At 32.5% G+C, this 26688-nt stretch carries 19 protein-coding genes and 1 pseudogene; 10 read left to right on the top strand and 10 right to left on the bottom strand.

The window, feature by feature from the left end:
- Positions 1–655 (top strand): nucleoside triphosphate pyrophosphohydrolase (gene mazG / locus ACH2BP_RS11935; RefSeq protein ID WP_395060200.1); only part of this gene is annotated, 655 nt, incomplete at its 5' end.
- A 102-nt stretch (positions 656–757) separates the two neighbouring features.
- Positions 758–1426, top strand: a complete 669-nt coding sequence (locus ACH2BP_RS11930; RefSeq protein WP_395060198.1) for a hypothetical protein — start codon at positions 758–760, stop codon at positions 1424–1426.
- A gap of 30 nt (positions 1427–1456) precedes the next feature.
- On the opposite strand, the gene clpB is transcribed toward ACH2BP_RS11930, so the two are convergent.
- Both clpB and ACH2BP_RS11920 read right to left on the bottom strand, forming a co-directional pair.
- Positions 1457–4051, bottom strand: a complete 2595-nt coding sequence (gene clpB, locus ACH2BP_RS11925; RefSeq protein ID WP_395060196.1) for an ATP-dependent chaperone ClpB — start codon at positions 4049–4051, stop codon at positions 1457–1459.
- Positions 4052–4277: 226 nt separating this feature from the next.
- Complete coding sequence (locus ACH2BP_RS11920) at positions 4278–6155, bottom strand: DUF349 domain-containing protein (RefSeq protein ID WP_395060194.1); 1878 nt, start codon at positions 6153–6155, stop codon at positions 4278–4280.
- A gap of 151 nt (positions 6156–6306) precedes the next feature.
- Here ACH2BP_RS11920 and ACH2BP_RS11915 point away from each other — a divergent pair, with 151 nt between their 5' ends.
- Entirely contained in the window at positions 6307–6969 is a 663-nt protein-coding gene (locus ACH2BP_RS11915; RefSeq protein WP_395060192.1) for a thiamine diphosphokinase, read from the top strand.
- Positions 6970–7047: 78 nt separating this feature from the next.
- Positions 7048–7992: a 23S rRNA (adenine(1618)-N(6))-methyltransferase RlmF gene (gene rlmF / locus ACH2BP_RS11910; protein ID WP_395060190.1), complete on the top strand. Its 945-nt coding sequence runs from the start codon at positions 7048–7050 to the stop codon at positions 7990–7992.
- A 1-nt stretch (position 7993) separates the two neighbouring features.
- On the opposite strand, the gene ACH2BP_RS11905 is transcribed toward rlmF, so the two are convergent.
- From ACH2BP_RS11905 to ACH2BP_RS11885, 5 genes and pseudogenes are all read right to left on the bottom strand, one after another.
- On the bottom strand, positions 7994–8731 hold the full coding sequence (locus ACH2BP_RS11905; RefSeq protein ID WP_395060188.1) for a shikimate dehydrogenase family protein: 738 nt from the start codon (positions 8729–8731) through the stop codon (positions 7994–7996).
- A 164-nt stretch (positions 8732–8895) separates the two neighbouring features.
- Complete coding sequence (locus ACH2BP_RS11900) at positions 8896–10290, bottom strand: tetratricopeptide repeat protein (protein ID WP_395060186.1); 1395 nt, start codon at positions 10288–10290, stop codon at positions 8896–8898.
- A 315-nt stretch (positions 10291–10605) separates the two neighbouring features.
- The gene (locus ACH2BP_RS11895) at positions 10606–11739 is read right to left on the bottom strand and encodes an aspartate aminotransferase family protein (RefSeq protein ID WP_395060202.1); all 1134 of its coding nucleotides are present in this window, start codon (positions 11737–11739) and stop codon (positions 10606–10608) included.
- Between the two features lie 157 nt (positions 11740–11896).
- Entirely contained in the window at positions 11897–13555 is a 1659-nt protein-coding gene (locus ACH2BP_RS11890) for an OstA-like protein (protein ID WP_395060184.1), read from the bottom strand.
- Positions 13556–13624: 69 nt separating this feature from the next.
- A pseudogene (locus ACH2BP_RS11885) lies at positions 13625–15445 on the bottom strand (chloride channel protein).
- 123 nt (positions 15446–15568) lie between these two features.
- Here ACH2BP_RS11885 and nhaA point away from each other — a divergent pair.
- The 5 genes from nhaA to pafA all read left to right on the top strand — a co-directional run bounded on the left by nhaA (position 15569) and on the right by pafA (position 22433).
- Entirely contained in the window at positions 15569–16723 is a 1155-nt protein-coding gene (gene nhaA / locus ACH2BP_RS11880; RefSeq protein WP_395060182.1) for a Na+/H+ antiporter NhaA, read from the top strand.
- A gap of 57 nt (positions 16724–16780) precedes the next feature.
- Complete coding sequence (gene mnmA, locus ACH2BP_RS11875) at positions 16781–17968, top strand: tRNA 2-thiouridine(34) synthase MnmA (RefSeq protein WP_395060180.1); 1188 nt, start codon at positions 16781–16783, stop codon at positions 17966–17968.
- Positions 17969–18024: 56 nt separating this feature from the next.
- Positions 18025–19662, top strand: coding sequence for a S8 family serine peptidase (locus ACH2BP_RS11870; protein WP_395060178.1), 1638 nt, complete (start codon positions 18025–18027; stop codon positions 19660–19662).
- A 26-nt stretch (positions 19663–19688) separates the two neighbouring features.
- Positions 19689–20627, top strand: a complete 939-nt coding sequence (locus tag ACH2BP_RS11865; RefSeq protein WP_395060176.1) for an NAD(P)H-dependent flavin oxidoreductase — start codon at positions 19689–19691, stop codon at positions 20625–20627.
- 180 nt (positions 20628–20807) lie between these two features.
- Positions 20808–22433, top strand: a complete 1626-nt coding sequence (pafA, locus tag ACH2BP_RS11860; protein ID WP_395060174.1) for an alkaline phosphatase PafA — start codon at positions 20808–20810, stop codon at positions 22431–22433.
- Between the two features lie 42 nt (positions 22434–22475).
- Here the strand turns inward: pafA and lysA are convergent, their stop codons facing one another.
- Positions 22476–23681, bottom strand: a complete 1206-nt coding sequence (gene lysA, locus ACH2BP_RS11855) for a diaminopimelate decarboxylase (RefSeq protein WP_395060172.1) — start codon at positions 23679–23681, stop codon at positions 22476–22478.
- 252 nt (positions 23682–23933) lie between these two features.
- Here lysA and sucC point away from each other — a divergent pair, with 252 nt between their 5' ends.
- Positions 23934–25127, top strand: coding sequence for an ADP-forming succinate--CoA ligase subunit beta (gene sucC, locus ACH2BP_RS11850; protein WP_395060170.1), 1194 nt, complete (start codon positions 23934–23936; stop codon positions 25125–25127).
- A 79-nt stretch (positions 25128–25206) separates the two neighbouring features.
- Here the strand turns inward: sucC and ACH2BP_RS11845 are convergent, their stop codons facing one another.
- A complete protein-coding gene (locus ACH2BP_RS11845) occupies positions 25207–25989 on the bottom strand; it encodes an IS3 family transposase (protein ID WP_395060168.1) in 783 nt (260 codons plus the stop codon).
- Positions 25990–26039: 50 nt separating this feature from the next.
- Positions 26040–26567, bottom strand: a complete 528-nt coding sequence (locus ACH2BP_RS11840; RefSeq protein WP_395060166.1) for a helix-turn-helix domain-containing protein — start codon at positions 26565–26567, stop codon at positions 26040–26042.
- Between the last annotated feature and the right edge of the window lie 121 nt (positions 26568–26688).

Genomic DNA, 26688 nt, shown 5'->3' with positions numbered 1-26688 from the left:
TATCGAAGAAACTTATGAATTGGGTGATGCTATCTTAGATAATGATCTAAACGAAGTTAAAAACGAGTTGGGAGATTTGTTGTTGCATATTGTTTTTTATGCCAAAATAGGAAGCGAAACCAACAGTTTCGATATGGGCGATGTTGCCAATGATATTTGCGAAAAATTAATACATAGACATCCACACATTTATGGAGATGTTGTAGTGGTTGATGAAGAAGAAGTAAAACAAAATTGGGAAAAACTGAAGCTGAAGGAAGGAAAAAAATCAGTTTTAGAAGGTGTTCCCAAAAGTTTACCTGCATTGGTTAAAGCTTCTAGAATTCAAGATAAAGTAAAAGGAGTTGGTTTCGATTGGGAAGAACCGCATCAGGTTTGGGATAAAGTACAAGAGGAATTACAAGAATTACAGGTTGAAGTTGAAGTAGGAAATCAAGACAAAATGGAATCTGAATTTGGTGATGTCTTATTTTCGATGATTAATTATGCTCGTTTTTTGAAAATTAATCCAGAAGATGCTTTAGAGAGAACCAATAAGAAATTCATTAAAAGATTTCAGTATTTAGAAAGTAAAGCCGGAGAATTAGGCAAACCTCTCTCTGATATGACATTAGCAGAAATGGATGTTTTTTGGGAAGAAGCTAAAAAGTTGTAGTTTTAAAAATTATTTTTTGAGATTGACTTTTGAGATTGATATTGATTTTTGAAATTGATTTTTGATTTATAATACTGGAATAATTATTGATACACGAATAGAATGAAATTATATTACGGCTTCTTTTTTATCATTTTTTTCTCTGCAAATACTTTTGCTCAGGAAGGCTCTTCTATTCCGTCTACTGGTATTCCAAGAGTTGATATGACTATTCCAAGTACTTCAAATACTACACCACAATATTCTATCTCAAAACCATTTGAAATTACAAAATTTAAAAAACCTTCTAAAATTTATGATGCTCCTCAGTTAGAAAAACCCAATCAATTTAACTCGCCAGTAAGCGATTTGAATCCAGGAAAGATGATGGCTGATAAGTTAAATAAAAATGCTAAAACCAATGGTGGAGAAGAAAATAGTGATTCGAAATTATATAGAAGAGATATGTTTTTGGGCGATTTTAAGACAAAAGCTGAAGTTGTAGGAATATTTTATCGAGATTTTGGTTTGGTCGATGGTGATTTAATTAGAATTTTTGTTAATGATAAAATTGTAATTTACGAGATTTATTTAGGCACTGACTTTAAACAATTGGATTTAAAACTAGAAAAAGGGATTAATAAAATAGAATTCGAAGCACTAAATCAAGGATATTCAGGTCCTAATACTGCTGAATTTAAAATATTTGATGAGAAATCAACATTAATTTCAGAAAATCAATGGAATTTAGGGACAGGTTTTAAAGCCAAAGTAATTGTAGTTAAAGAGTAGCATACTTTTCAGTATGCTACTCAAAATAAATTACTCAGATTGGTTTCTAAAAACCAATTTTCCATCAAAAGCATCTAATAGAATAATACTATCGGTAGCTATTGATCCCGCTAAAATTTCTTTCGACAATTGGTTCAATACGTCGCGTTGTATTACTCTTTTTACTGGTCTTGCACCAAATTGCGGGTCATATCCTTTTTCAGATAAATATTCTATTGCTTCTGGTGTAGCATCCATAGTAATTCCTTGTAGCATCAGCATTTTAGTAACCGATTTAAGTTGTAAACCTACAATTTGAGCTATATTAGCATTGGTTAGTGGCGTAAACATTACAATTTCGTCAATACGATTAATAAATTCTGGACGAACTGTTTGTTTTAGCAAACCAAGAACTTCTACTTTTGCAGCTTCAGTTGCAGCTTCGACACTTCCTTTAAGATTCTCAAATTTATCCTGAATTATTTGACTTCCCATATTAGAAGTCATGATGATAATCGTGTTTTTGAAATCGGCGAGACGCCCTTTGTTGTCTGTTAAACGTCCTTCATCTAGAACTTGTAATAAAATATTGAAAGTATCAGGATGTGCTTTTTCAATTTCATCTAATAAAATCACAGAATATGGTTTTCTACGAACGGCTTCCGTAAGTTGACCTCCTTCATCATAACCTACATATCCTGGAGGCGCACCAACTAACCTACTCACACTGTGACGCTCTTGATATTCACTCATGTCAATTCTAGTCATGGCATTTTCATCATCAAAAAGATATTCGGCTAAAGCTTTTGCTAGTTCGGTTTTTCCAACACCCGTTGTTCCAAGAAAAAGAAAGGTTCCAACAGGTTTTTTCATGTCTTGTAAACCGGCACGACTTCTGCGAACAGCATCGCTCACAGCTTGTATAGCTTCTTCTTGACCCACTACCCTTTTATGTAACTCATCTTCTAGATGTAGTAATTTTTCGCGTTCGCCTTGCAACATCTTCATGACTGGAATTCCTGTCCATTTTGCGACTACTTCAGCAATGTCTTCTCTGGTTACTTCTTCTTTTATTAATGAAGTACCTGATTGATTTTCAATTAATTGCTTTTGTAAAACGTCTAATCGTTCCTGTGCTTCTTTTATTTTTCCGTAACGAATTTCGGCTACTTTTCCGTAATCTCCATCTCTTTCGGCACGTTCTGCTTCGTATTTAAAATCTTCAATTTCTGTTTTTATGGTTTGAATATTATCAACCACATCTTTTTCAGACTTCCATTTGGCATAAATCTCATTTCTATCTTCTTTGATATTGGCCAAATCCATACCTAAGATTTTGAGTTTACTCTCATCTTTTTCTCTTTTAATGGCTTCGATTTCTATTTCGAGTTGCATTATTTTACGGTCTAAAACATCGAGTTCTTCTGGTTTAGAGTTAATCTCCATTCGCAGTTTAGAAGCTGCTTCATCCATTAAATCGATAGCTTTGTCTGGCAAAAAACGATTGGTAATATAACGTTGAGATAATTCGACAGCAGCAATAATAGCCTCATCTTTTATCTGAACTTTATGGTGTGTTTCGTATTTTTCTTTTATTCCACGTAGGATAGAAATAGCACTTTCGGTATCTGGTTCTTCCACCATAATTTTCTGAAAACGGCGTTCGAGTGCTTTGTCTTTTTCAAAATATTTTTGATATTCATCCAGTGTTGTTGCTCCAATAGCACGCAACTCCCCTCTAGCCAAAGCTGGTTTTAAGATATTTGCTGCATCCATGGCACCTTCGCCACCACCAGCACCTACAAGCGTATGAATTTCGTCAATAAACAAAACGATATCACCTTCGGCTGCAGTTACTTCTTTTACGACAGATTTTAGACGCTCTTCAAATTCACCTTTGTATTTTGCTCCAGCGATTAATGCGCCCATATCGAGCGAAAAGACTATTTTATCTTTCAAATTATCAGGAACATCACCATCTACAATTCGGTGCGCTAAGCCTTCTGCAATAGCAGTTTTACCAACACCAGGTTCCCCAACGAGCATAGGATTATTCTTAGTTCTTCGAGTTAAAATTTGTAAAACACGTCGAATTTCTTCATCACGACCAATAACAGGATCTAGTTTGCCACTTTTTGCTAATTCGTTTAAATTTTTAGCATATTTATTTAAAGAATTATAAGTTTCTTCGGCAGATGCTGAAGTTACTCTTTCTCCTTTTCGAAGTTCATCAATAGCAGCTTTTAGGACCTTTTCTGTAACTCCTTGATCTTTTAAAATTTGAGCTACTTTACTTTTTGATGCAAAAATGGCTAATAGTAAATGCTCGATAGAAACAAATTCGTCAGTCATCTTTTTTGCAATAATTTCCGCTTCGTTAAGCGTTGTATTTGCTGTTCTAGAAAGCATGATTTCTCCTCCAGAAACTTTAGGAAAACTTTGTATTGTAGCATCAAGTACTTGCTGAAATAACGGAATATTTACATTTAGTTTTTTTAAAATAAATGGTGCAACATTTTCATCGACTTCAAAAATTGCCTTAAAAATGTGTTCATTTTCTATTTGTTGTTGTCCAAAGCCTTTTGCTAGTTGTTGTGCCGCTTGAATGGCTTCTTGCGATTTGATTGTAAATTTATTAATGTTCATATATTTTCAGGTTTCTTGTTTATTTAAATTTGATAAATAATGGTCAATTGTTATTCCAATACGAAAAATAAGACAAAATGTCTGTTGCAGAATGGTTTTAAATGACAAAATGTCTTGAAATATGACCAAATGTACATTTAATGTGTTTGATAATAAATAAATGAAATTAAAAAAAAAGCACAAAGTTCGTAATGATCTTTGTGCTTTTTTTGTGATTAGAAACAAATTACATTTGTCTAATTTGTTTAAGTTTTTCTTTCCAAGTTGCTAACTCTTCTTTTTGACGTTCTATATTTTTCATTACTTCAAGAACCATCGGATTGTCTTTTTTAGCATTTGCAAAAAACTGAATGTTGTTTTCTAATTGGAAAATTTCGTTCTGAACTTCTTCAACTTTTCTAATTAAGAAGATTTTCTCATTATCAATTTTTCTGGTATCATTAGTTTCTGACAAACTATCCATTCTATTACTAAAACGCATCATATCACTATCTTTTTTGCTCAAACTAAGTTTTTCGAAAAGAACATCTAATATTTTATTAAATTTTCCTTCAATATGACGTCTTGCAAATGGTACTTTTCCTATGCTTTTCCATGCTTCGATATGAGATTTTATAGCATCAAGATCGGTTTTGTGATCACCAACTAGCTCGAATGATTTTAGTGTTTCTAAGTATTCTTTTTTCTTTTCGAAAGCAGCAACTTCTACTTCTTCATTTTCATTTTTCTCGGCATGCAATCTGTCAAAATAATGATTACAAGCTTCTTTAAACTCTTTCCAAACCGAATCTGAATATTTTTTTGGAACATGACCAATTTGTTTCCATTCCTCCTGAATTTTCTTCATAATAGGAGTCGAAACGTTAAAATCGGCACTTTCTTGCAATTCTTTAGCACGAGCTACCAATGCATTTTTCTTGTCAAGATTTGTACTTTGTTCTTTTTTTATGTCTTTATAAAACGAATTTTTGTGGACATTAAAATTACGAACCGCAGTTTTAAAATCACTCCAAGTTTGTTCATTTACTTCAGTAGGTACTTTTCCTGCGCTAAAAAAACTAGAACGCAAAGCTTCTATTTTTTCAACTTGACCTTGCCAACCAGAGTGAACAGTAATTTTTTCGGTAGCAATGGTTTCGATAGTAGCAATTATTTCTTTTTTCTTGGCTAAATTTTCAACCTCAGAACCTCTTTGTACTTCAAAAATAAGTTCTCGTTTGTCGTGCATTTGTTTAGTTAACTCGCTAAAAGCTGCCCAAATTTCCTCACGATTCTCTCTAGAAACAGGACCAATGTCTTCTTTCCAGATTTTATGTAACGATTGCAACTCTCTAAAAGCCTTCATTACATCAGCCTCATTTACAAGTTCTTGCGCACGAGCTATTATTTTAAGTTTCGCTTCAAGATTATGTTTAAAATCTATATCACGAGCTTCGCGATCTAAATGTAAATAATCGTAAAAATTCTCCACATGAAAATGAAAATTATTCCAAACATGGTTGTATTTGTCTTTGGGAATTGATCCTGCAGTTTTCCAACGTTCTCTTAAATCGTTAAATTGTTTGAGATTGTCTTTTATGTTTTCGCCAGGATTAATCAATGATTTTAATTCTTCGATTAATGCTAAACGTGTTTGTAAATTCGATTTCAAATCAGATTCTAAACTCTTAAAATGGATGTTTTTCTTACTTCTAAAATTGTTATATAATGAATCAAACTTCAATTTTAATGGAAAATGGTACTCAAATCCTTCGGTCGAATCTGGGTTTTCGTGAACAAACTCTTCCTTTTTTTCTTCGATAAAATGGTTGTATTTAGACAAGAAAGCTGATTTTATTTCTTCAATATGGTTTTTTACAGCCATAATTTTGTCCGAAACTACTAGGTTTTCTAGTTCCGCAACCAGATTTTCCATATCCATTGCTTCATAATTCTGCATTGGAATATCGTGACTTTCGCCAAGAGATGCATCTTCGCTAACTTCAGCGTTCAAATTTTCGATTGTTTCAATCGCTTCATTTCTAGAATCTTGAACCTCTATTTGCGATTCTAATACTTCATTTCCATCTACCAAAGGTAGGTTATCGTGTTGCTCTTCTTGCATGGTGCAGAATATTTACAGTTATTATAACGCCGAAGGTACTAAAAACGTATGAAAACAGAAAGTAAATTTTATTTAAAATAAAAAATTATGTGAGATAATCTGCCCAAGTAATTTTAGCTTTTTCATACATTTACAGCAAATTACAAAGTAAATGTCATCACATCATATCGTTCGAGACGACCAAGAACCTGCATTAATCATTGCAAACGGCGCAGCTTGCAGTTCCGAATTATTAGGGCACTTATTAGAATGGTCGCCATTGGTAATCGTTTTAGATTCCGCAATAGAACGTGTTTTAGAATTAGGAATTAAAGTTGATGTTTTATTGGGAGATTTCGATCGTGGTTTCGATCCAGAATATTATAAAGACAAACAATTTCCGCTCGAAATAGTTTATGCTCCAGATCAAAATAAAACCGATCTCGAAAAAGCATACGATTATCTTATAGAAAGAAAAATTCCAATGGCTAATGTTGTTTGGGCAACAGGAAAAAGAGCTGATCATACTATTACCAACTTAACCAATATTGTTCGCTACCGAGATTTATTGAAAATTGTTATTTTAGACGACCATTCAAAAATTTTTTTATTGCCTGCTAAATTCGAAAAATGGTATACTTCAAACACGCCAATTTCACTTATACCAATAGGAATGGTTTCAGGAATTAATTCTAAAAATTTATTTTATCCATTAGAAAATGACATCTTAACAATTGGGTACAGAACTGGAAGTAGCAATCATGTTTTAGAAGACGGAATTGTAACAATTGAACATCAAAAAGGCGATTTAATTATGATGGAATGTTTAGATTAAATTCTAAAAAGTCTTTGTAAGATTAGTGTTCTTTGAATTTCATTTTTTACAACTATCTTTGCAACCGAAATTAAGAGTATGAAAGCGAAAATAGTTCCTGAAAAAATAAATCTGCATCCCAGAAATCTGCATAAATTTGGATATGATTTTGAAGCATTAATAATATGTTCTCCAGAATTAAAAAAACATGTTTTTACAAACGAATATGATACTCAAACTATCGATTTTAGTAGTCCAGAAGCTGTAAAAGCACTAAATAATGCCTTATTAATATCCGATTATAACATTCAGAATTGGGATATTCCGCAAGATTATCTTTGTCCGCCCATTCCTGGAAGAGCCGATTATATTCATTATATAGCTGATTTATTAGCATCAAGTAACAACGAAATTATCCCTGAAGGCGATAATGTAGTAGGTTTAGATATAGGAATTGGTGCCAATTGCATTTATCCTATAATTGGAAATTCGGTTTACGGTTGGAGTTTTGTTGGTACTGATATTGATGAGAATTCGATTCAAAATTGCAAAAAAATCATCGAAAACAATTCGAAATTAATTGATGCCGTTAGTTTGCAACAACAAATAGAATCTAGATTTATATTCAAAAATATTATTCTGCCAGAAGACAAATTTGCGTTTACAATTTGTAATCCACCGTTTCATAATTCGGCAGTAGAAGCTACAAAATCAAATATACGAAAAGTAAATAATCTTACCGAAACTAAAAATAAAACTTCAGTTTTGAATTTTGGTGGACAAAATGCCGAATTGTGGTGTGATGGTGGAGAAATAGGATTCATCACCCAAATGATTTATGAAAGTGCAAAATACCCAATGCAAGTTTTGTGGTTTACTACATTAGTATCCAAAAAAGAAAATTTACCTAGTATTTACAAGACTTTAAACAAAGTTTCCGCCGTCGAAATAAAAACAATTGATATGGCGCAAGGTCAAAAAACTAGCCGAATCGTAGCTTGGACATTTTTGAGTGAGGCGCAACAAACAGCTTGGAGATTTTAAACTATTCATTCCAAATTTCCCATGCTTTTTCTGCCTGAAAAACTAACATATCGTAGCCATTTTTTATCATTGCTCCGTTATTTTCCGCTTTTTTAAGAAATTCTGTTTTTTCGGGATTGTAAATCAAGTCGAAAGCAATGTGTTTTGAAGTAAAATATTGATACGGAATTTCTGGAAATAATTCGGTTTTTGGGAAAGTTCCCAATGGAGTGCAATTGATGATGATTTGAAAATCATCAAAAGTATTGGCATCTATTTGATTGTAAGTAATCGTGTCTTCTTTTTCTTGACGAGATACAAAAACACTTTCAATATTTAATTTTTTCAAGCCAAAAGCAACTGCTTTTGCAGCACCTCCAGTTCCTAAAATCAAAGCTTTTTTGTGACGCGATTTTAATAAAGGTTCAAGAGATTTATTAAAACCAAAAAAATCGGTATTATCACCAAATAATTTACCGTTTGGAGAGATTCTAATAGTGTTTACTGCACCAATTTCTTGTGCATTTTCCGACAATTCATCTAAAAAAGGAATAATGACTTCTTTGTACGGAATGGTAATGTTAAGACCAATTAATTCAGGGTTGTTTTTTAGAATTGTTGAAAAATTATCAATATTTTGAATGTCGAAATTTTCGTAACTAAACTTATCAAATATTTTTTCTTGCTTAAATTTGGTTGTAAAATAATTTTGCGAAAAAGAATAGCTGATGTTTCTACCTAGTAATCCTAGTTTTTTCATTTAGTTGTGTTAATAAAAATAAATAAACCACATAGATACATAGAAAAAATGAAGAAGCTTTACTAATTATAGATCTCATAGTTTTCTATGTTGAAAAATAATATTTTCCCCTAAACAACTTTATAAACTATTAAAAATCTATGTTTCTATGTGGTTAAAAGAATTTACTTTTTATGTTTATCAATAATTTCTTGAATCTCTTTCCGTTCCCAAACTACTGGGAATAATTTTTCGATAATATTTCTTTTTTTGAAGTTTTGACGCAAACCATTACTTAAATGAAAAACTCCTTTTTCGGTTTCATTTAGCATAAAGTACAAACCGGCTAAACGATATTCGATTTCAAATTCTTCTGGGAAATGCTCGCAGGCTAGCAACAAAGTTTGTATGCAGGCTTGAAATTCTCCCAGAAATTGTAAAGTATCTGTCCAAAGCAACCAAGTATCTAGTTGGTAATCGCCAAATTCTACGGCTTTTCTGTAACCGTATTCAGCTTCTTCAAAAAGATTTATTGCTATATTTATGCTTGCAAAACGTTTCCAATATAATTTATTTTCACCATCTATTTGTATAGCTTTATTTACGTAATACAATGCTTTTGGATAGTTTTTTTTGCGGAAATAAAAATCGGTTATCGCTATCCAACCTTTGTCTAATAAAGGATCCTCGTGTACGGTTTGGTTGTAAAACTTAATTGCTTCGATTTCATTTCCTAATTTTTCATAACATTTTCCTATTCGCAATAACGCATAAGAAGTTGGATCATCTAACTTGATGGTTTCGTTATAATTTTCGATAGCTTCTTCATAACGTTTTAGTCGTTCAAGCGCTTTTGCTTTTTCCATATAAGCGCCTAGAAACTCATCGTCTATGAGTGTCGCATAATCGAAAGCAACCAATGAAGCTTCGTATTGTTTGAGTCCATAATTTAATCTTCCTAACTGATGCCAAGCGATTTCGCTATAAGGATTGGTGTCGATATATTTTGTAATATATTCTACTGCCTCTCTGTTTTGATCTAAAAATTCGAAGCAATAAACTACATTATATAAGCTAGATTGTTCTTCTGGATCTTCTTCTAGGCATAAGATAAAATTTTCTTTTGCCAATTCGAGATTGTCTAAAAATAGATATTCCATACCTATAAGATTGTAAACATCTGGAAGGTCGTCTGTATATTTTAAAGCAATTTTTAGGTATTCTACCGCTTTTTCGTGTTGGTCTCTTTTAGAGCATATATTGGCTCTTTGTATGTATATCTCTTCGTTTGTAGGTTCTATAGCATATAGTTCGTTAAGCATTTTTTCTGCAATATCGAGCTTATCGTCATAAACAAGCATTTCTACTTGTACGAGTTTTAGTCCTGTCGATTTTGGGTGCTGCTCTAAGGCGAGTTTTAAGGCTTTTTTTGCCAATGCAGGCTTGCCTATATCTAAGTAATGTAATATAATATCCTCGAATTCTTCTGAATCAAAAAACAACACTTTGTTTGTTTTTAGCATTGATTCAAATTTTGATAAGGATAAGTTTTGATCGTCTTCTTCTTGGCTCAAGTACATGGTCGTTTCGTTTAAAGTTATCCAAAATAAAAATAGAACTTAAATAATCAATAGAATGCTTTTTTATTTTTTGTTGTGAACAATTTAATTAACATTTTTTAATTGATAATTGACAGTTGATAATTAATAATTTTTAATTTGATAACTGAATGTTCAATTTTAGATTGAAGCTCTAGCCCTGATAGTAGTGAAAATCCTTTTTTGAGGTTTTTACCGAAAAAAAGATTACTTCACTAAAATTTTATTTTAATCGGAGTTCAGTGAACTTCGTTTGTAACGGATAGCAGGAAATAGCTTCAAAAAATCATCAATTATTTATTTACCACTCATTACTTCATTCATAGCTTCAATAATTATGCCACAACCGTCGGTAATCTCTTGGTTTGTAATGGTTAATGGTGGCGTGATGCGAATGGCGCAACTTTCGAAGAGTAACCAAAACAAAATGAGTCCTTTATCTTGACATTTGAAGATGATTTGGTTTGTAATTTCGGGACTTTCTGTCATTATGGCAAGCATCAATCCTTCGCCACGAACCTCTTTTATGAGGTTATGTTGTAACAAGTTACGAAATAATTGTTCTTTTTGCAAGGTTTCTTGCATGATATTGGTTTCAACCAGTTCTTGCAAAGTAGCTAAACACGCTGCTGCGATTACTGGATGCCCTCCAAAAGTGGTGATGTGTCCGAGTTTTGGGTCATGGCTTAGCAAATCCATATGGGCTTCGTTTGCTGTAAATGCGCCTACTGGCATGCCACCGCCCATTCCTTTTCCCATAACGACAACATCTGGTACAACATCGTAATTTTGGAAACCAAATAGTTTTCCTGTACGACCAAAGCCAGGTTGTATTTCGTCGAGAATCATGATAGCTCCTATTTCGTCACAACGTTTTCTTATTTTTTTCAGAAAATCGTTTTCGGGACGAATAAATCCTGCTCCACCTTGTATGGTTTCGAGGATTATTCCTGCAGTTTTTGTGGTTATTTTTTGAATATCAGCTTCGTTATTGAAGGTAATAAAATCGACATCAGGAATTAGTGGACGAAATATTTGTTTGCGCTCTTCAAATCCCATAACACTCATAGAACCCATCGTGTTGCCGTGATACGCATTATGACACGAAATTAGTTGGCTTCTTCCAGTAATTCTTCGGGCGAGTTTTAGTGCGCCTTCAATAGCTTCGGTTCCTGAATTGACTAAATAGGTTTTGTTTAGTTTTTCGGGCATGTTTTGTGCCAAAAGTTTGCACAATTTGACTGCAGGATCTTGTGCATATTCGCCATACACCATAACGTGCATGTATTTGTCTAACTGATTTACGATCGCTTCTTTTACTCTTGGATGTTGGTGTCCTAAAGTGCAAGCGGAAACTCCTGCTACAAAATCTAGATATTTTTTGTTATTTGTGTCGTATATATATGAACCTATGGCATGCGAAACTTCCATACCTAATGGATATGGTGAAGTTTGTGCTTGGTATTTGAGGAAATTTTGTTTCAATTGTTTATTCGTGGATTTGGTTATTTGTTTATTTGAAAATAATTTTGAATAACGAATTTTGAATTCTGTTTTGTTCAAAATTCAACCTTTTTATTTTAAAACTTTACTTTTTTTTCTTCTTAACCACAACTTTCTTTTCCACTTTCAGCTTATCATATTCTAAAGTTTCTTTAGATGGTTCCATAGGAATATCGATATCTTTCGATTTTGCTTTCGATTCTTTTTGCGCTTTGGCATCGAGTTCGAGTTCTTCTTTTGGGAAAATATCTTCTTTAGTAAGTATTTGTTCATCGCCACGCCAAATAAATCCTTTTAGTTTTCTGGCATTTTCTGGAAGTTCTTCCTCTGGATAAATAATTCCATCTACATTGGTAAAAAACGTAATGGTTTCGATATTATTATCTTCCAAAATCATATTAATTTTACTACTCACATTTTTGTTTATTCCTATGAGCTCATTTTTCTCGTTTCGCATGTAAAAGATGACTTCGGTGTTTTTTACAACATCGACTTCGTGTAATTTATTATCTTTAAATTTCCCGAATAAATTTTGTCCTTTTACTTGGTTAAAACCTTCACCAATAGTGTCTTTTGAAATAATAAACGCATTGTTTAACACTTTTAGGGAATCTACTTTTTCGGTTTTAGCATCAGAAATCAAATGCATAACATCTCCAGTCATTTGATTTTTTCCGTTCCAAAAAATAGGTTTTCCTATCATTTGTGTTAATCCCCTTTTTTGGTCATAGTGAATAGAATCACATTTTCCGCTCATATCTTTTTTGAAAAAACGAGCATTATTTGAACCTCGAATTATTCGGTTTTTGGGTTTACCTGTTACTAATAATTTTTTAGCATGAAAGTAAACAGAATCTTTTTCGAACAAAGTAATAGCAACGGCTTTTTTGGTAATAAACATTGAATCTTTTTGCTTGTAAACCTCAGCGTAATTCCCTTTTAAAACAAAATTATTTATCGTATCAGTTACTTTGACATTGTTTTTTGCCCGAGCAAAATCTAGCTTTCGGTCGTAATAAATATCATCACCTTCTATGAGTCGGTCTTTGTAGGTTATTTTAGAACCTTTTTGCAGTTTTCCTTCGTCTTTTTTGGTATCATAAAAACCTTTGATCGTATAAATTGTATTTGTTGTCGATGTGATAGTTGATGGTCCAAAAACATAAGCATGCCCTGAATTTGTATAATAATCTAAATGATTTGTTTTGATAGTTTGTCTAGGATTTGTAACCGTAACTGCCTCTAAAAATTGAAATTTTTTCTGGTTCAAATAATATCTTCCAGAATTACTTACCAACGTATTTTCGGGATCACGAATAGTTCCTCTTGAGTTATAATAAGCTTGTTGAGAACTTCTATCAAAGTTAATCGTATCGGTAGCTAGCGTCATTTTTGGATCACGCATTACGACATCACCGGTGGCATAAGCAAATTTTGTATTTCCATTATATTCAGCATATTTGCTATTCATAAATAAGGTATCGCCTTGCACCATATTTACATTTCCGAAAATTTTAACAAAGTTAGATTTTGTAAAATGATAGGCTTTATTACAAGTCATTCGAACGCCTTCGTGTATAATAATTACATTACCTGTCAGCACAATTGCTCCAGGAACTTCTTTTTCTGAAATATCAAGAAAATCAGAGTGCTGAATAATTATTTGCTTCGAATCTTGCGACCAAAGCATTACTTGACTGAAAAGCATTAATATCAAAACGAAACGAAAATATATTTTATTCAATGGAATGTATTTTTTGTCAAAATTAAGGAAAATATGAAAAATATGGTTTTTATTAAGAATTATTTATAATTACTCGATAATCATCTCTTTCAGTTTTTCTCTATATTCTTCCAGAATGTCAATTTTTGAAATAAATCCGAAGAATTTCCCATATTTAATGACAGGAAGTATTGCTTGCTTTGTGGTTTCAAATTTTTCCATAACTACTTCTACTCCATCGTCGTATTGCACAACATCGATAGGTTGTTTTAATATTTCATTAACCGAAGTATATTTTACTTTGAAAGAATTAAAAATGGTTGTTCGAATGTCATTAAAATCTACAATTCCAATTAATTTTTCATTTTCATCAACAACTGGAAAAAGCTCTTGATTTAAGGTTGATAAATGATCGACCAAATTTTCTAACGAATTTTGTAAAGTAATTGTTTTGATATCGGTTTTTATCAAAGCTAGAAAATCGATACTTTGTAAAATATTTTTGTCTTTATTACTGGTGAAAACATCTCCCTTATCAGCTAAATTTTTCACGTCCATCGAATGTTTTTCGAACCTTTTAGATACTGCAAAACTTATCGAAGAAACAATCATAAGAGGAACCATCAGGTCGTAACCACCCGTAATTTAGCCAATTAAAAAAATGGCTGTAAGCGGTGCGTGAAATAATCCGCTCAAAATTCCTGCCATACCCACAATCGTAAAATTCCCGATAGGTAATGTACTAGAAATTCCTAGAAGGTGTATCGATTTTGCTACAAAAAAACCCAAATAAGAACCTACAAATAGTGAAGGTGCAAAGTTACCACCGTTACCACCACTTCCAAGTGTTAATCCTGTTGCAAAGGATTTTAGCAAAACTGTTATACCTATAAAAGCAAGTAAAATCCATTCGCTTTTTTTATGATTTTTAAGAATTGTATTGTCTAATAAAATTTCGGGATGGTTTGTAGATAAAGTTCTAATACTTTCGTAACCCTCTCCAAAAAGAGTTGGGAAAAAGAAAATTAAAATCGCTAAAAGTGTTGCTCCAAACAATGCTTTTCTATAGGGTCTTTTCTTGAATCGGCTAAAAAAATGTTCGACTCTTCTGAAATTCCGTGCATGATATACCGAAACAAAACCAGCCAATATTCCTAACAAAATATAATAAGGTGTGTTGTAAAAATTGAAGGTTTGTTCCTGATTAAAACTTAATAATATATCTCTACTTAAGATCATTTGTGAGACTAAAGCACCCGTTGCCGCCGATATCATAATAGGAATAAATGCCGAAATACTAACATCGGTTAGTACCACTTCGATAGCAAATAAAACCCCTGCAATAGGTGCATTGAAGGCAGCTCCAATTCCAGCGGCAACGCCACAAGCTAACAACAAAATTCTATCTTTTTGAGAGAGTTTGTATTTCTGAGCAAAATTAGAACCAAAAGCGGCACCAGTAATTACAATTGGGCTTTCTAATCCGGCTGAACCACCTAATCCGACAGTTAATGAGCTTGTAATAATTTGGGCGTACATTTGTTTTTTAGGTACAATTCCGCCTTTTTTTGCTACAGCATGTAAAATATTTGAGCTTCCTTTTTCTAATTTCCCATTAAGAAATCGTTTGACTACAAAAACAGTAAGCAAAATTCCTATAACGGGTAAAATGCTGTTAGAATACGGTAATTTTAAATAAGTATTTAAATAATTAGCAAACAAAAACACATTGTGAGCAAAACTTTTTAAGACAATAACGGCTAAAGCGCAAGAAATTGCTACAGCAACACAAGATAGATAGATAAAATTTCTTTCCGATAAAATTTCTTTTGCTAAAACAAAGAGACTCTCGAAACGGCGAATTATTTTTCTTACAAATAATTTAAAATTTACTGAAAGTCTATTGGGCATTTTTGTATTTTGAATTGTAGAATTACAAATATAACTTTTTATTTTTGTTTGTTTTGAATGAAAAACTACTAAATAATAATTTTAATTTAAAACGAAGTATCTTTACCTAAACATTAAGAACAAATGAAAATCACCAAACTATTTAATGATTTTTTTGAAAGCGAAAAATCTAGTGGATTGTTCCTAATAAGTTGTACACTTTTTTCATTGGTTATAGCAAACTCGGCAATTAGTGGCAATTATTTGCATTTTTGGCATACAAATTTGGCAGGAAATAGTTTAGAATATTGGATAAATGACGGGTTAATGACCATTTTCTTTTTATTAATAGGTTTAGAATTAGAAAGAGAAGTTTATGATGGTGAATTATCTAGTATTAAAGATGCGATGTTACCTATTTTTGGTGCTATTGGCGGTATGATTGTTCCTGCAGGATTGTTTTTATTGATTAATTATGGAACCACATCCCAATCCGGAGCAGGAATTCCTATGGCGACCGACATTGCTTTTGCCTTGGCCATATTATCGCTTTTAGGAAATCGAGTGCCATTATCGCTAAAAGTATTTTTAACTGCATTAGCAGTAATAGATGATTTAGGAGCTATCTTGATAATTGCTATTTTTTATACCAAAACATTATTGTGGAGTAATTTATTGATTGCATTAAGCATTTTTGGATTTTTATTAATCCTGAACCGTCTTAAAGTAAGAAACTTAATTATATATTTAATTGGCGGGATTTTTATGTGGTATTTTATGTTACACTCAGGTGTTCATGCTACAATTACTGGTGTTTTACTCGCTTTTGCCATTCCTTTTGGAAATGGAAACACAAAATCAACATCTTATATATTGCAACACTTTTTACACAAACCAGTAGCGTTTTTTATACTTCCTTTGTTTGCATTGGCAAATACAGCCATAGTAATAAGTTCGAATATTGGAGAAACTCTAACTCAAAATTATAGTATAGGAATTGCGTTGGGATTAATAATTGGAAAACCATTAGGTATTTTTCTAGTAAGTCTGTTAGCAGTTTCGTTAGGAATTTGTAAACTTCCCACGGATTTAAATTGGAAATCTATTCTTGCCGTAGGATTTCTGGGTGGTATCGGTTTTACGATGTCTATTTTTATAACCTTATTGGCTTTTAGTGACGAAACAATTATAAACAATGCAAAATTTGTCATTTTACTTTCCTCATTAATTGCGGGAATTATCGGGTATTTTAGTTTGAAATTGGTGTTAAAAATTCCTATTATCGAAAATAAGAATTGATAAACCAATTTTAATTTTCAAATTAATAATATCTTTGCATTTCTTAATTTTCATTACATGAAACGTGTTGTTATAGGTCTTTCTGGAGGTGTCGATTCGAGTGTTGCTGCTTATTTATTGCAAGAGCAAGGCTACGAAGTAATTGGTCTGTTTATGAAAAACTGGCATGACGATTCTGTTACTATTTCTAACGAATGTCCTTGGTTAGAAGATAGCAACGATGCTTTATTGGTTGCCGAAAAATTAGGTATTCCTTTTCAAACGGTCGATTTAAGCGAGCAATACCAAGAGAAAATTGTCGATTATATGTTTAGCGAATACAAGAAAGGACGCACACCAAATCCTGATGTACTTTGCAATCGTGAAATTAAGTTCGATGTTTTTATGAAAATTGCGCTATCACTTGGTGCCGATTATGTTGCCACTGGGCATTATTGCCGAAAAGGAGAGATTGATGTCGATGGTAAACCAGTTTATCAATTATTAGCAGGTGTCGATGATAATAAAGACCAATCTTATTTTTTATGTCAATTATCGCAAGAGCAATTGGCCAAATCTTTATTTCCTATTGGCGAACTTACCAAACCTCAAGTACGTGAAATTGCCACTAAAATGGAATTAATCACTGCCGAAAAGAAAGATTCTCAAGGTTTGTGTTTTATAGGAAAAGTACGCTTACCAGAATTTTTGCAACAACAATTAAAACCCAAAGATGGTTTAATTTTTGAAGTTGATGCAACCAATGAAATATACAATCCAAAAGAAGTCAATTTCGATTCATTAGAAGAAAAACTAGCCTTCGAAGCAAAAAATATCGAATATACTCCAGAAGTTGCTAAAGTTGTAGGTAAGCATCAAGGCGCTCATTATTTTACCATTGGACAACGAAAAGGATTGAATGTAGGCGGAACAAAAGAAGCTTTATTCATCATTTCGACCGATGTTGAAACCAATACAATTTATACAGGACAAGGACACAATCATCCCGGATTATTCAAAAAAGCATTGTTTGTTTCTAAAGATGAAATTCATTGGATTCGTCCAGACTTGGCTTTAGCCAACGGACAAACGATGCAAGTTATGGCTCGTATTCGTTACCGTCAGGAATTGCAGAAAGCGACTTTGCATCAGTTTGAAAACGGAATATATGTAGAGTTTGAAAGTCCACAATCGGCCATTACACAAGGGCAATTTGTTTCTTGGCATATTGATGATGAATTAGTTGGTTCGGGAGTTATTTCCTAATCCTTTAAAAGTATAATTTCTTTGTGTATATTTGAACTTCCAAAATTTATACAACCATGAAAAAACTACTACTTTTTTTTATTTTCACAGTATCAATAAATGCTTTTTCACAAGAAGATGCTTGGGTTTACTTTAATGCAAAACCTAATGCATCAGTTTTTTACAGTAATCCTTTATCTGAGTTAACGCAGCGTTCTCTAGATAGAAGAACTACACAAGGAATTGCATTAGATATTAAAGACGCACCATTGCACCAGCCTTATGTTGATCAAATTACAGCAGCTACTGGAATTACCGTTTTAGCCAAATCAAAATGGTTAAATATGGTTCATGTTCGAGGATTGCAAACCAATATTGCTGCATTATCAGGTTTGTCGTTTGTAAATCATATCCAGTATGCCAATCATTCGTTGAATCCAGGTGGAAGAGTTGCTCAACCTTCAAACAAAACAAGTAGAATAAACAAATGGCAAGATACTAACGAAACTCAGATTAACTACAATTATGGTAATTCAGCCAATCAAGTACAAATGCTAAATTGTCATATTTTGCACCAACAAAATTATACAGGAACTGGAAAAGTTGTAGCCATTTTAGATGCTGGTTTTCCGGGTGTAAATACAGCAGCACCTTTTGCAAGTTTACGCACAAGAGGATTAATATTAGGAGGTTATGATTTTGTAAATAACTCAACCAATTTTTATACAGGAGACAATCATGGAACCAACGTTTTATCAACAATGGGTGCTAATGCTACTAATTTAATAGGTACAGCTCCCGATGCAGGTTATTATCTTTTCATAACAGAAGATGTTGGATCAGAAACACCATTGGAATTAACAAATTGGGTTGAAGGTGCCGAAGAAGCTGATAGATTAGGAGTAGATGTGATAAATTCTTCTTTGGGGTATTTTGTATTTGATCAATATCTTACGGCTAGTTTTACATATACTCAAATGAACGGACAAACATCTGTGGCATCAAGAGCTGTAGATATTGCTTTTGCCAAAGGAATGATATGTGTGATTTCAGCAGGAAACGCAGGAGGATCTGCAGAACCGCATGTAGGAACTCCTGGGGATGCTGCTTTTGCAGTTACTGTAGGTTCAGTAACTTCTACTGAAGTTAAATCGGGATTTAGCTCTATTGGCCCAACAGGTGACGGAAGAATGAAACCAGATTTAATGGCTAGAGGTTCATCGTCTTATATTTCAACACCTACAGGAACAATTACAACTGCTAATGGAACTTCTTTTTCTAGCCCAATTTTGGCTGGTGCAATTACTTCGTTTTGGTCGGCATTTCCAAATAAAACAAATGCAGAAATTGTACAATTAGTAAAAGCTTCTGCCGATAGATATGCAACTTCAATTGTTACACAAAATAACAATTACGGTTACGGAATTCCTGATTTTCAATTGGCTTTAAACGCAGCACTTTCGACACCAGAATTTTCGACGAAAAGTTTTAAAATATATCCAAATCCTGCAAATAGTGAGGTAGAAATTATAAGTCCAGATAATCTGATGGGTTATGCCATCAAATTTTATAATAATTTAGGACAATTGGTTTTAGAAAAACATATTGATGCTCAAACTCAAAAAATTTCTATACAGTCGCTAAATAGTGGTATTTATTATTACAATATCGCTTCCGCTGAAAAAACTTTGTATGGAAAATTAATTAAAAAATAAATTCTGATTTCGATTAAATAATTTCAATGAATAAAATAACATCACTTTTCAATATAAAATATCCAATTATTCAAGGCGGAATGATTTGGAATTCGGGTTACAAATTAGCAAGTGCTGTAAGTAATGCTGGTGGTTTAGGACTAATAGGAGCTGGATCTATGTATCCAGAAGTTTTGCGAGATCACATTCAGAAATGCAAAAAAGCAACCAATATGCCTTTTGGTGTTAATGTGCCCATGTTGTATCCAAATATTCAAGAAATCATCAATATTATTGTCGATGAGGGTGTGAAAATTGTATTCACATCGGCAGGAAACCCTAAAACCTGGACTTCATTTCTAAAAGAAAAAGGAATCACAGTCGTTCATGTGGTAAGTAGCTCAAAATTTGCATTAAAAGCACAAGAAGCAGGAGTAGATGCCGTTGTTGCCGAAGGTTTCGAAGCTGGTGGTCATAACGGACGAGAAGAAACCACCACTTTAACATTGATACCAATGGTTAAAGAACAAATTTCGATTCCACTTATTGCTGCGGGCGGCATAGCAACAGGTCGAGGAATGTTGGCCGTAATGATTCTTGGCGCCGATGGTGTTCAAGTTGGTTCACGTTTTGCAGCTTCAACTGAAAGTTCTTCTCATGGCGATTTCAAAAAAACTATTATCGAAGTCGAAGAAGGCGGAACTCAACTAACATTGAAAGAATTAGCACCAGTTCGATTGATAAAAAACAAATTTTATAATGATGTTCAGGAATTGTACTCTAAATGCCCAACTCCCGAAGATTTAAAAACTCTTTTAGGTCGTGCCCGTGCCAAACGTGGTATGTTTGAAGGCGATTTGGTTGATGGTGAACTCGAGATAGGACAAATTGCGGGACTCATTCATGATATAAAACCAGCCGCAAATATTATTGAAGATATGATGGCTGAGTTTGAAATAGCAAAACAAGAAGTTACTCATTTATAGGATATAAGGCTGATTATAACTTTCAAGTTTTAAAAACCTAACAGGTATAAAATTCTTCCGAAAAAGTTGTAAATTCTAACCTTGATTCACATTCAACTATTCAAAGAATCAGAGATATTCTTAACTCATTTTTAAGAACAATATAAAATCTAAACTGTATTTTTGTACAAACTAACGTATATGAAAAAATTACTATTGCTTTTGGTAATTATCACAGCATCAATAGCACAAGCACAACAAAAAACACAATTACAAAGACCCAAATTAGTTATCGGAATTGTTGTAGACCAGATGAAAATGGAATATTTATACCGTTTTTCTGATGATTTTTCGCAAAATGGCTTCAAAAAACTTACTGCAGATGGCTTTACTTTCCATAACATGCACTATAATTATATGCCAACTTATACCGCTCCAGGTCACGCATCTATTTATACGGGAACAACGCCTGCTGTACACGGAATTGTAGGAAACGAGTGGTATAATAGAACAACTGGTAAAAATATGTATTGTACTGATGATGCATCGGTAAATATGCTTGGGGACGGTGTTGCTAAAGAAGGAGAAATGTCTCCGAAAAACATGGAAAGCACAACTATTACTGATGAATTGCGAATGACGACTAACTTCAAAGGAAAAGTAATAGGGTTAAGTATCAAAGATCGTGGCGCTATTTTACCAGCAGGACATTTTGCTAATTGGGCATTTTGGTTTAGTAAAACAGGTTCATTTATATCAAGTACTTTTTATGGCCAAAAATTACCAGATTGGGTAACGCAATTCAACCAAGAAAAAAAATACATGACTTATATAAATCAAGGTTGGAATTTATTAAATCCGATTGCTACTTACAACGAAAGTCTGTCTGACAATAACCCATACGAAGGTAAAATTGATAAGACTAAAGATCCTATTTTTCCTTATGATCTAAAAAAAATATATGACACAAAAGGAGCAGAAATATTAAAAAGCACGCCTTATGGAAATGATATTTTAGCCGAGTTTGCTATTAAAGCTATCGAAAAAGAAGCATTAGGAAAAGATGATATTACCGATTTTCTAACAGTAAGTTTTTCATCAACAGATTATGTTGGTCATACTTTTGGCGCACATTCTATTGAGTTGCAAGACACTTATTTGCGGTTAGACAAAACCATTGCCGACTTTATTACAAATTTAGATTTAAATGTTGGAAAAGGGAATTACCTATTGTTCTTAACAGCTGATCATGCAGGAGCCGAAAATGCGAGTTATTTGAGAGATCATAAGTATGATGTAAAAAATATTAATGAAAATAATTTTACGACCGATTTAAAAAAATTCTCTGTCGATACTTTTGGTGCGAATCTAGTTTTAGATTTCTCAAATGCCAATTTGTTTTTTGATAAAGCAATAATAAAAGAAAAAGGTCTAGAATTAAACAAAGTAAAACAAAGTTTCAAAGACTATTTAATGACTTACAAAGAAGTAAAAAGAGCTTATACTGAAGAAGAAATATTAAATTCGACAGGAAATGATTATTACTTAAATTTTATTTTCAAAGGATATGATTCTAAGCAAAATGGCGATATAGTCGTATTGTACGGAACTGGAAATATTGATTTTGGAATTACAGGAACAACACACGGAACACCTTATAGTTACGATACACATGTGCCTTGCATTTTTTATGGTTGGAATATAAAAAAGGGAGAGTCATACGAGAAAAAAGAAATTACTCAAATTGCACCAACCATTGCACAAAAAATTAAAATCCCATTTCCTAACGGAACTCAAAGTAATGTACTTTTAGAGATTTTGAAATAATACATAAAAAAAGCGACAATTTAATTGTCGCTTTTTACTTTTTTACATCTCAATCATGATTTGATTTTTCAACAAATCTTCAAAAGTTTCTCGCTCACGAATAAGATGTGCTTTACCATCTTTCCATAATACTTCAGCGGGTTTGTAACGCGAATTATAGTTGGAAGCCATCGAAAAACAATAGGCTCCAGCATTTCTAAAGCTTAAAATATCGCCTTCTTTTATTTCCGAAATTCTTCTATTTGTAGCAAAAGTATCCGTTTCACAAATATATCCTACAACCGAATAGAAACGCTCCTTCCCTTTTGGATGCGAAATGTTTTCAATATAATGTTCTGAACCATATAACATAGGCCGAATTAGGTGATTAAAACCCGAATCTATTCCTGCAAAAACTGTTGAGGTTGTTTGTTTTACAACATTAACTTTGGCTAAAAAATAACCAGCTTCACTTACCAAGAATTTTCCAGGTTCGAAAGTTAAAGTCAATGATCTACCATATTCTTTTTCGAATGCATTGAATTTTTTAGATAACTTTCTACCTAATTCTTCTACATCCGTTTCGATATCTCCTTTTTTATATGGTACTTTAAAACCACTTCCAAAATCGATAAAATCTAATGTTTTAAATTGTTTAGCTGTTTCAAAGAGTATTTCTGAAGCATATAAAAACACTTCGATATCTAAAATATCCGAACCAGTATGCATATGAATACCGTTAATATGCATTTTGGTATTTTCTACAATTCGCAATATATGCGGCAATTGGTGTATCGAAATACCAAATTTACTATCAATATGTCCAACCGAAATATTCGAATTTCCGCCAGCCATTACATGCGGATTTATACGAATACAAACAGGTATTTGCGGATGTTTTGTTCCAAATTGTTCTAAAATAGATAAATTATCAATGTTAATTTGAACGCCTAACGCTGCAACAGCTTCAATTTCATCCATAGAAACACCATTTGGTGTATAAATAATTTTGTCGGGAGTAAAACCTGCATATAAACCTAACTTTACTTCTTGAATTGAAACCGTATCAAGTCCAGAACCCATCTGTTTCAGTAGCTTTAAAACAGAAATGTTCGACAATGCCTTGACTGCATAATTAATGCGTAATTTTTCTACCTTAGAAAATGCATTTGTTAAACGTTGATACTGTGATAGAATTTTTTCGGCGTCATACACATAAAGTGGACTGCCAAATTCTTGCGCTACTGAAAGTAATTGATTCGATTCCATTATTAAAAAATTTTACACAAAAATATTATAGAAAATTGAAGTAACCAAAAAATTATCTAACGTTTTAATAAAAAAAAACTAATTATTATACCATTTTTTATTAAAAGTGTAATTATAAAAGAGTAAAAACAAAACTTAATTATAATATTGTTCATGTCTTGTTGAAAACCTTTAAATAAAAAACAAAATCAGATATAATATTAGCTTGAAATTTATTATTTTTGTGGCACTCAAAAAGTCAAAAACTTTATTATGAATATACACGAATATCAAGGAAAAGAAATTTTAGCAAGTTACGGTGTACGCATACAACGTGGAATTGTTGCTAATAGTCCTGTAGAAGCCGTTGCTGCTGCAAAACAATTAACTGCCGAAACTGGAACAAGTTGGTATGTTATAAAAGCCCAAGTTCACGCAGGTGGTCGTGGTAAAGGTGGTGGAGTTAAGCTTGCCAAAGGAATTGACAAAGTAGAAGAAATTGCAGGTCAAATTATTGGAATGCAATTAATCACACCTCAAACTTCTGTAGAAGGGAAAAAAGTGCACAAAATTTTAGTTGCAGAAGATGTATATTATCCTGGTGAAAGTGAAACTTCTGAGTTTTATGTATCAGTTTTGTTAAATAGAGCAACTGGACGTAATATGATTGTTTATTCTACAGAAGGTGGAATGGATATTGAAGAAGTTGCAGAACACACACCACATTTAATACATAACGAAGAAATAGATCCTGCAGTTGGACTTCAAGCTTTCCAAGCAAGAAGAATCGCTTTCAACTTAGGTCTTTCTGGTAATGCTTTTAAAGAAATGGTGAAATTTATCGATTCTTTATACAATGCATATATTGGTTCTGATGCTTCAATGTTTGAAATTAATCCAGTTTTAAAAACTTCAGATAACAAAATTATGGCAGTTGATGCCAAAGTAAATATCGATGATAACGCATTATACCGTCAGCCAAAATATGCTGATATGCGTGATATTCGTGAAGAAAATCCTATCGAAGTAGAAGCTAAAGAAGTAGGTTTAAACTATGTGGATCTTGACGGAACTGTAGGTTGTATGGTAAATGGCGCAGGTCTTGCTATGGCAACTATGGATTTGATTAAATATGCAGGTTTCGAACCAGCTAATTTCCTTGACGTAGGTGGAACTGCCGATGCAAAACGTGTTGAAACAGCTTTCCGTATTATCTTGAAAGACGCTAATGTAAAAGCAATTTTGATTAACATTTTTGGAGGAATTGTTCGTTGCGATCGTGTTGCTCAAGGTGTTGTAGATGCTTACAAAAACATGGGAGACGCTATAAAAGTGCCAATCATTGTACGTTTGCAAGGTACAAATGCTGAAATTGCTAAAGAATTAATAGACAATTCAGGTATGCCAATTTTATCAGCTGTTCAGTTTCAAGAAGCTGCAGATCAAGTAAAAGCTGCTTTAAGCTAATAAAGATAGATTTTTATCTTATTATATCAAAAACCTCAGCAAATGTAGACTGCACCCAAAAGTTTGGACAAATTTATAATTAATTTTGATAATAATGAGCTCGATATTGTATCGGGCTCATTTTGTTTAAATTCGATTTAATTCTTATTTTATTGTAATAGTTTATGTAGTTTTTAATTTCTTTTTTTAGTTCTTCTATAGTAGCAAATTTTTGTATGTAAAACAGTTCGGACTTTAATATTCCAAAGAAGTTTTCTATAATCGCATTATCCAAACAATTTCCTTTTCTAGACATACTTTGTATTATTCCTTTTTTTTTCAATAGCTTTTGATATTGTTTCATTTGATATTGCCAGCCTTGATCGGAATGTAAGGTCAGATTAGTGTTATTTGGTATTTTTTTAAATGCTTTTTTAAGCATCATAACCACTTGATTAAAAACAGGTCTTTCTGTTAATTCATAGCTAATTATTTCTTGATTGTATAAATCAATAATAGGCGATAAATACAATTTATTTCCAGAGATATTAAATTCAGTTATATCGGTTGCCCATTTTTGATTTGGAGCTTTTGCTTTAAAATTTCTCTTTAAAAGATTTGGAGCTATTTTACCTTGTTCTCCTTTATATGATTTGTATTTTTTTACTCTAATTAAACTCTTTAATCCTAATAATTTCATCAATCTTAAAACTGTTTTATGATTGATGGTCGTTCCTTTATGGTTTAACTCATCTGTTATTCTCCTGTATCCGTAGCGACCTTTATGCTTGTGATAAATCGATTTTATCAACTCTTTTATTTCTTGATATTTATCGACTGTTTTCGTCTTTTTTTGATGGTAGTAAAAATTACTTCGTGCCATATTGGTTTGATTTAAAAGTAAATTCAAATCAAATTTATGCCTTAATTACATTATGGCTTGCGTTTTTTGGCTTGCGTTTCTGCTTGAATTAAGGCTTGTAACTTTTTTAGTAATTCGTTCTCACAACGTAGTGCTTCATTCTCTAAAAGAAGTTCTTCTTCTCTGGTTAGCGGCTTGTCCGACTTTCGCTTTTTTCGTTTATTATTATTCATAGATTTTGGTCTGCCTTTGATTTTTGGTTGTAAACCTAATAAACCAAAATTAGCAAAATCTTTCTTCCATTTAACAATAATCCCAGTATCAGGGATGTTAAATCTTATACTGGTATTTCTCAAAGAAAGCAAATCTTTATCAATTGCTTTTAATACTTTCAATTTAAAATTAACAGAATAGCTTTGGTTCTTTCTTGGTAGCAAACCAACGGCTCCATATTCTTTATAAAATCCAATCCATTTACGAAGATTTGATCTTTCTATACCCTTTTCAGTAGAAACATAACTGCAAGAATAATGCTTTTCTAATACTAATTTTACGCATTCAAACTTAAACGCATAATCATACTTGACTTTTCTTTCCATAAAAATACCCCCAAATAGTGTCTAACTTTTTGGGGGCAGTGCATTTCAGCATGGCTTTTAAAAAAATAATAATTGGATTATTGTTTAATAAATCGTTTTGAAGTTGAACCACTAGCATTAG

Origin of the sequence: Flavobacterium sp. (genome assembly GCF_043756175.1) — a bacterium.
Classification (GTDB): Bacteria; Bacteroidota; Bacteroidia; order Flavobacteriales; family Flavobacteriaceae; genus Flavobacterium.
The sequence above is the reverse complement of the archived record's forward strand: the minus strand, read 5'-3'. Positions and strand labels throughout refer to the sequence as shown.

What these genes read in the sequence shown, in the direction of transcription:
- ACH2BP_RS11930 (WP_395060198.1), top strand. Translation starts at nt 758, where the DNA reads ATGAAATTATATTACGGCTTCTTTTTTATCATTTTTTTCTCTGCAAAT.
- clpB (WP_395060196.1), bottom strand. Translation starts at nt 4,051, where the DNA reads ATGAACATTAATAAATTTACAATCAAATCGCAAGAAGCCATTCAAGCG.
- ACH2BP_RS11920 (WP_395060194.1), bottom strand. Translation starts at nt 6,155, where the DNA reads ATGCAAGAAGAGCAACACGATAACCTACCTTTGGTAGATGGAAATGAA.
- ACH2BP_RS11915 (WP_395060192.1), top strand. Translation starts at nt 6,307, where the DNA reads ATGTCATCACATCATATCGTTCGAGACGACCAAGAACCTGCATTAATC.
- rlmF (WP_395060190.1), top strand. Translation starts at nt 7,048, where the DNA reads ATGAAAGCGAAAATAGTTCCTGAAAAAATAAATCTGCATCCCAGAAAT.
- ACH2BP_RS11905 (WP_395060188.1), bottom strand. Translation starts at nt 8,731, where the DNA reads ATGAAAAAACTAGGATTACTAGGTAGAAACATCAGCTATTCTTTTTCG.
- ACH2BP_RS11900 (WP_395060186.1), bottom strand. Translation starts at nt 10,290, where the DNA reads ATGTACTTGAGCCAAGAAGAAGACGATCAAAACTTATCCTTATCAAAA.
- ACH2BP_RS11895 (WP_395060202.1), bottom strand. Translation starts at nt 11,739, where the DNA reads ATGGAAGTTTCGCATGCCATAGGTTCATATATATACGACACAAATAAC.
- nhaA (WP_395060182.1), top strand. Translation starts at nt 15,569, where the DNA reads ATGAAAATCACCAAACTATTTAATGATTTTTTTGAAAGCGAAAAATCT.
- mnmA (WP_395060180.1), top strand. Translation starts at nt 16,781, where the DNA reads ATGAAACGTGTTGTTATAGGTCTTTCTGGAGGTGTCGATTCGAGTGTT.
- ACH2BP_RS11870 (WP_395060178.1), top strand. Translation starts at nt 18,025, where the DNA reads ATGAAAAAACTACTACTTTTTTTTATTTTCACAGTATCAATAAATGCT.
- ACH2BP_RS11865 (WP_395060176.1), top strand. Translation starts at nt 19,689, where the DNA reads ATGAATAAAATAACATCACTTTTCAATATAAAATATCCAATTATTCAA.
- pafA (WP_395060174.1), top strand. Translation starts at nt 20,808, where the DNA reads ATGAAAAAATTACTATTGCTTTTGGTAATTATCACAGCATCAATAGCA.
- lysA (WP_395060172.1), bottom strand. Translation starts at nt 23,681, where the DNA reads ATGGAATCGAATCAATTACTTTCAGTAGCGCAAGAATTTGGCAGTCCA.
- sucC (WP_395060170.1), top strand. Translation starts at nt 23,934, where the DNA reads ATGAATATACACGAATATCAAGGAAAAGAAATTTTAGCAAGTTACGGT.
- ACH2BP_RS11845 (WP_395060168.1), bottom strand. Translation starts at nt 25,989, where the DNA reads ATGGCACGAAGTAATTTTTACTACCATCAAAAAAAGACGAAAACAGTC.
- ACH2BP_RS11840 (WP_395060166.1), bottom strand. Translation starts at nt 26,567, where the DNA reads ATGGAAAGAAAAGTCAAGTATGATTATGCGTTTAAGTTTGAATGCGTA.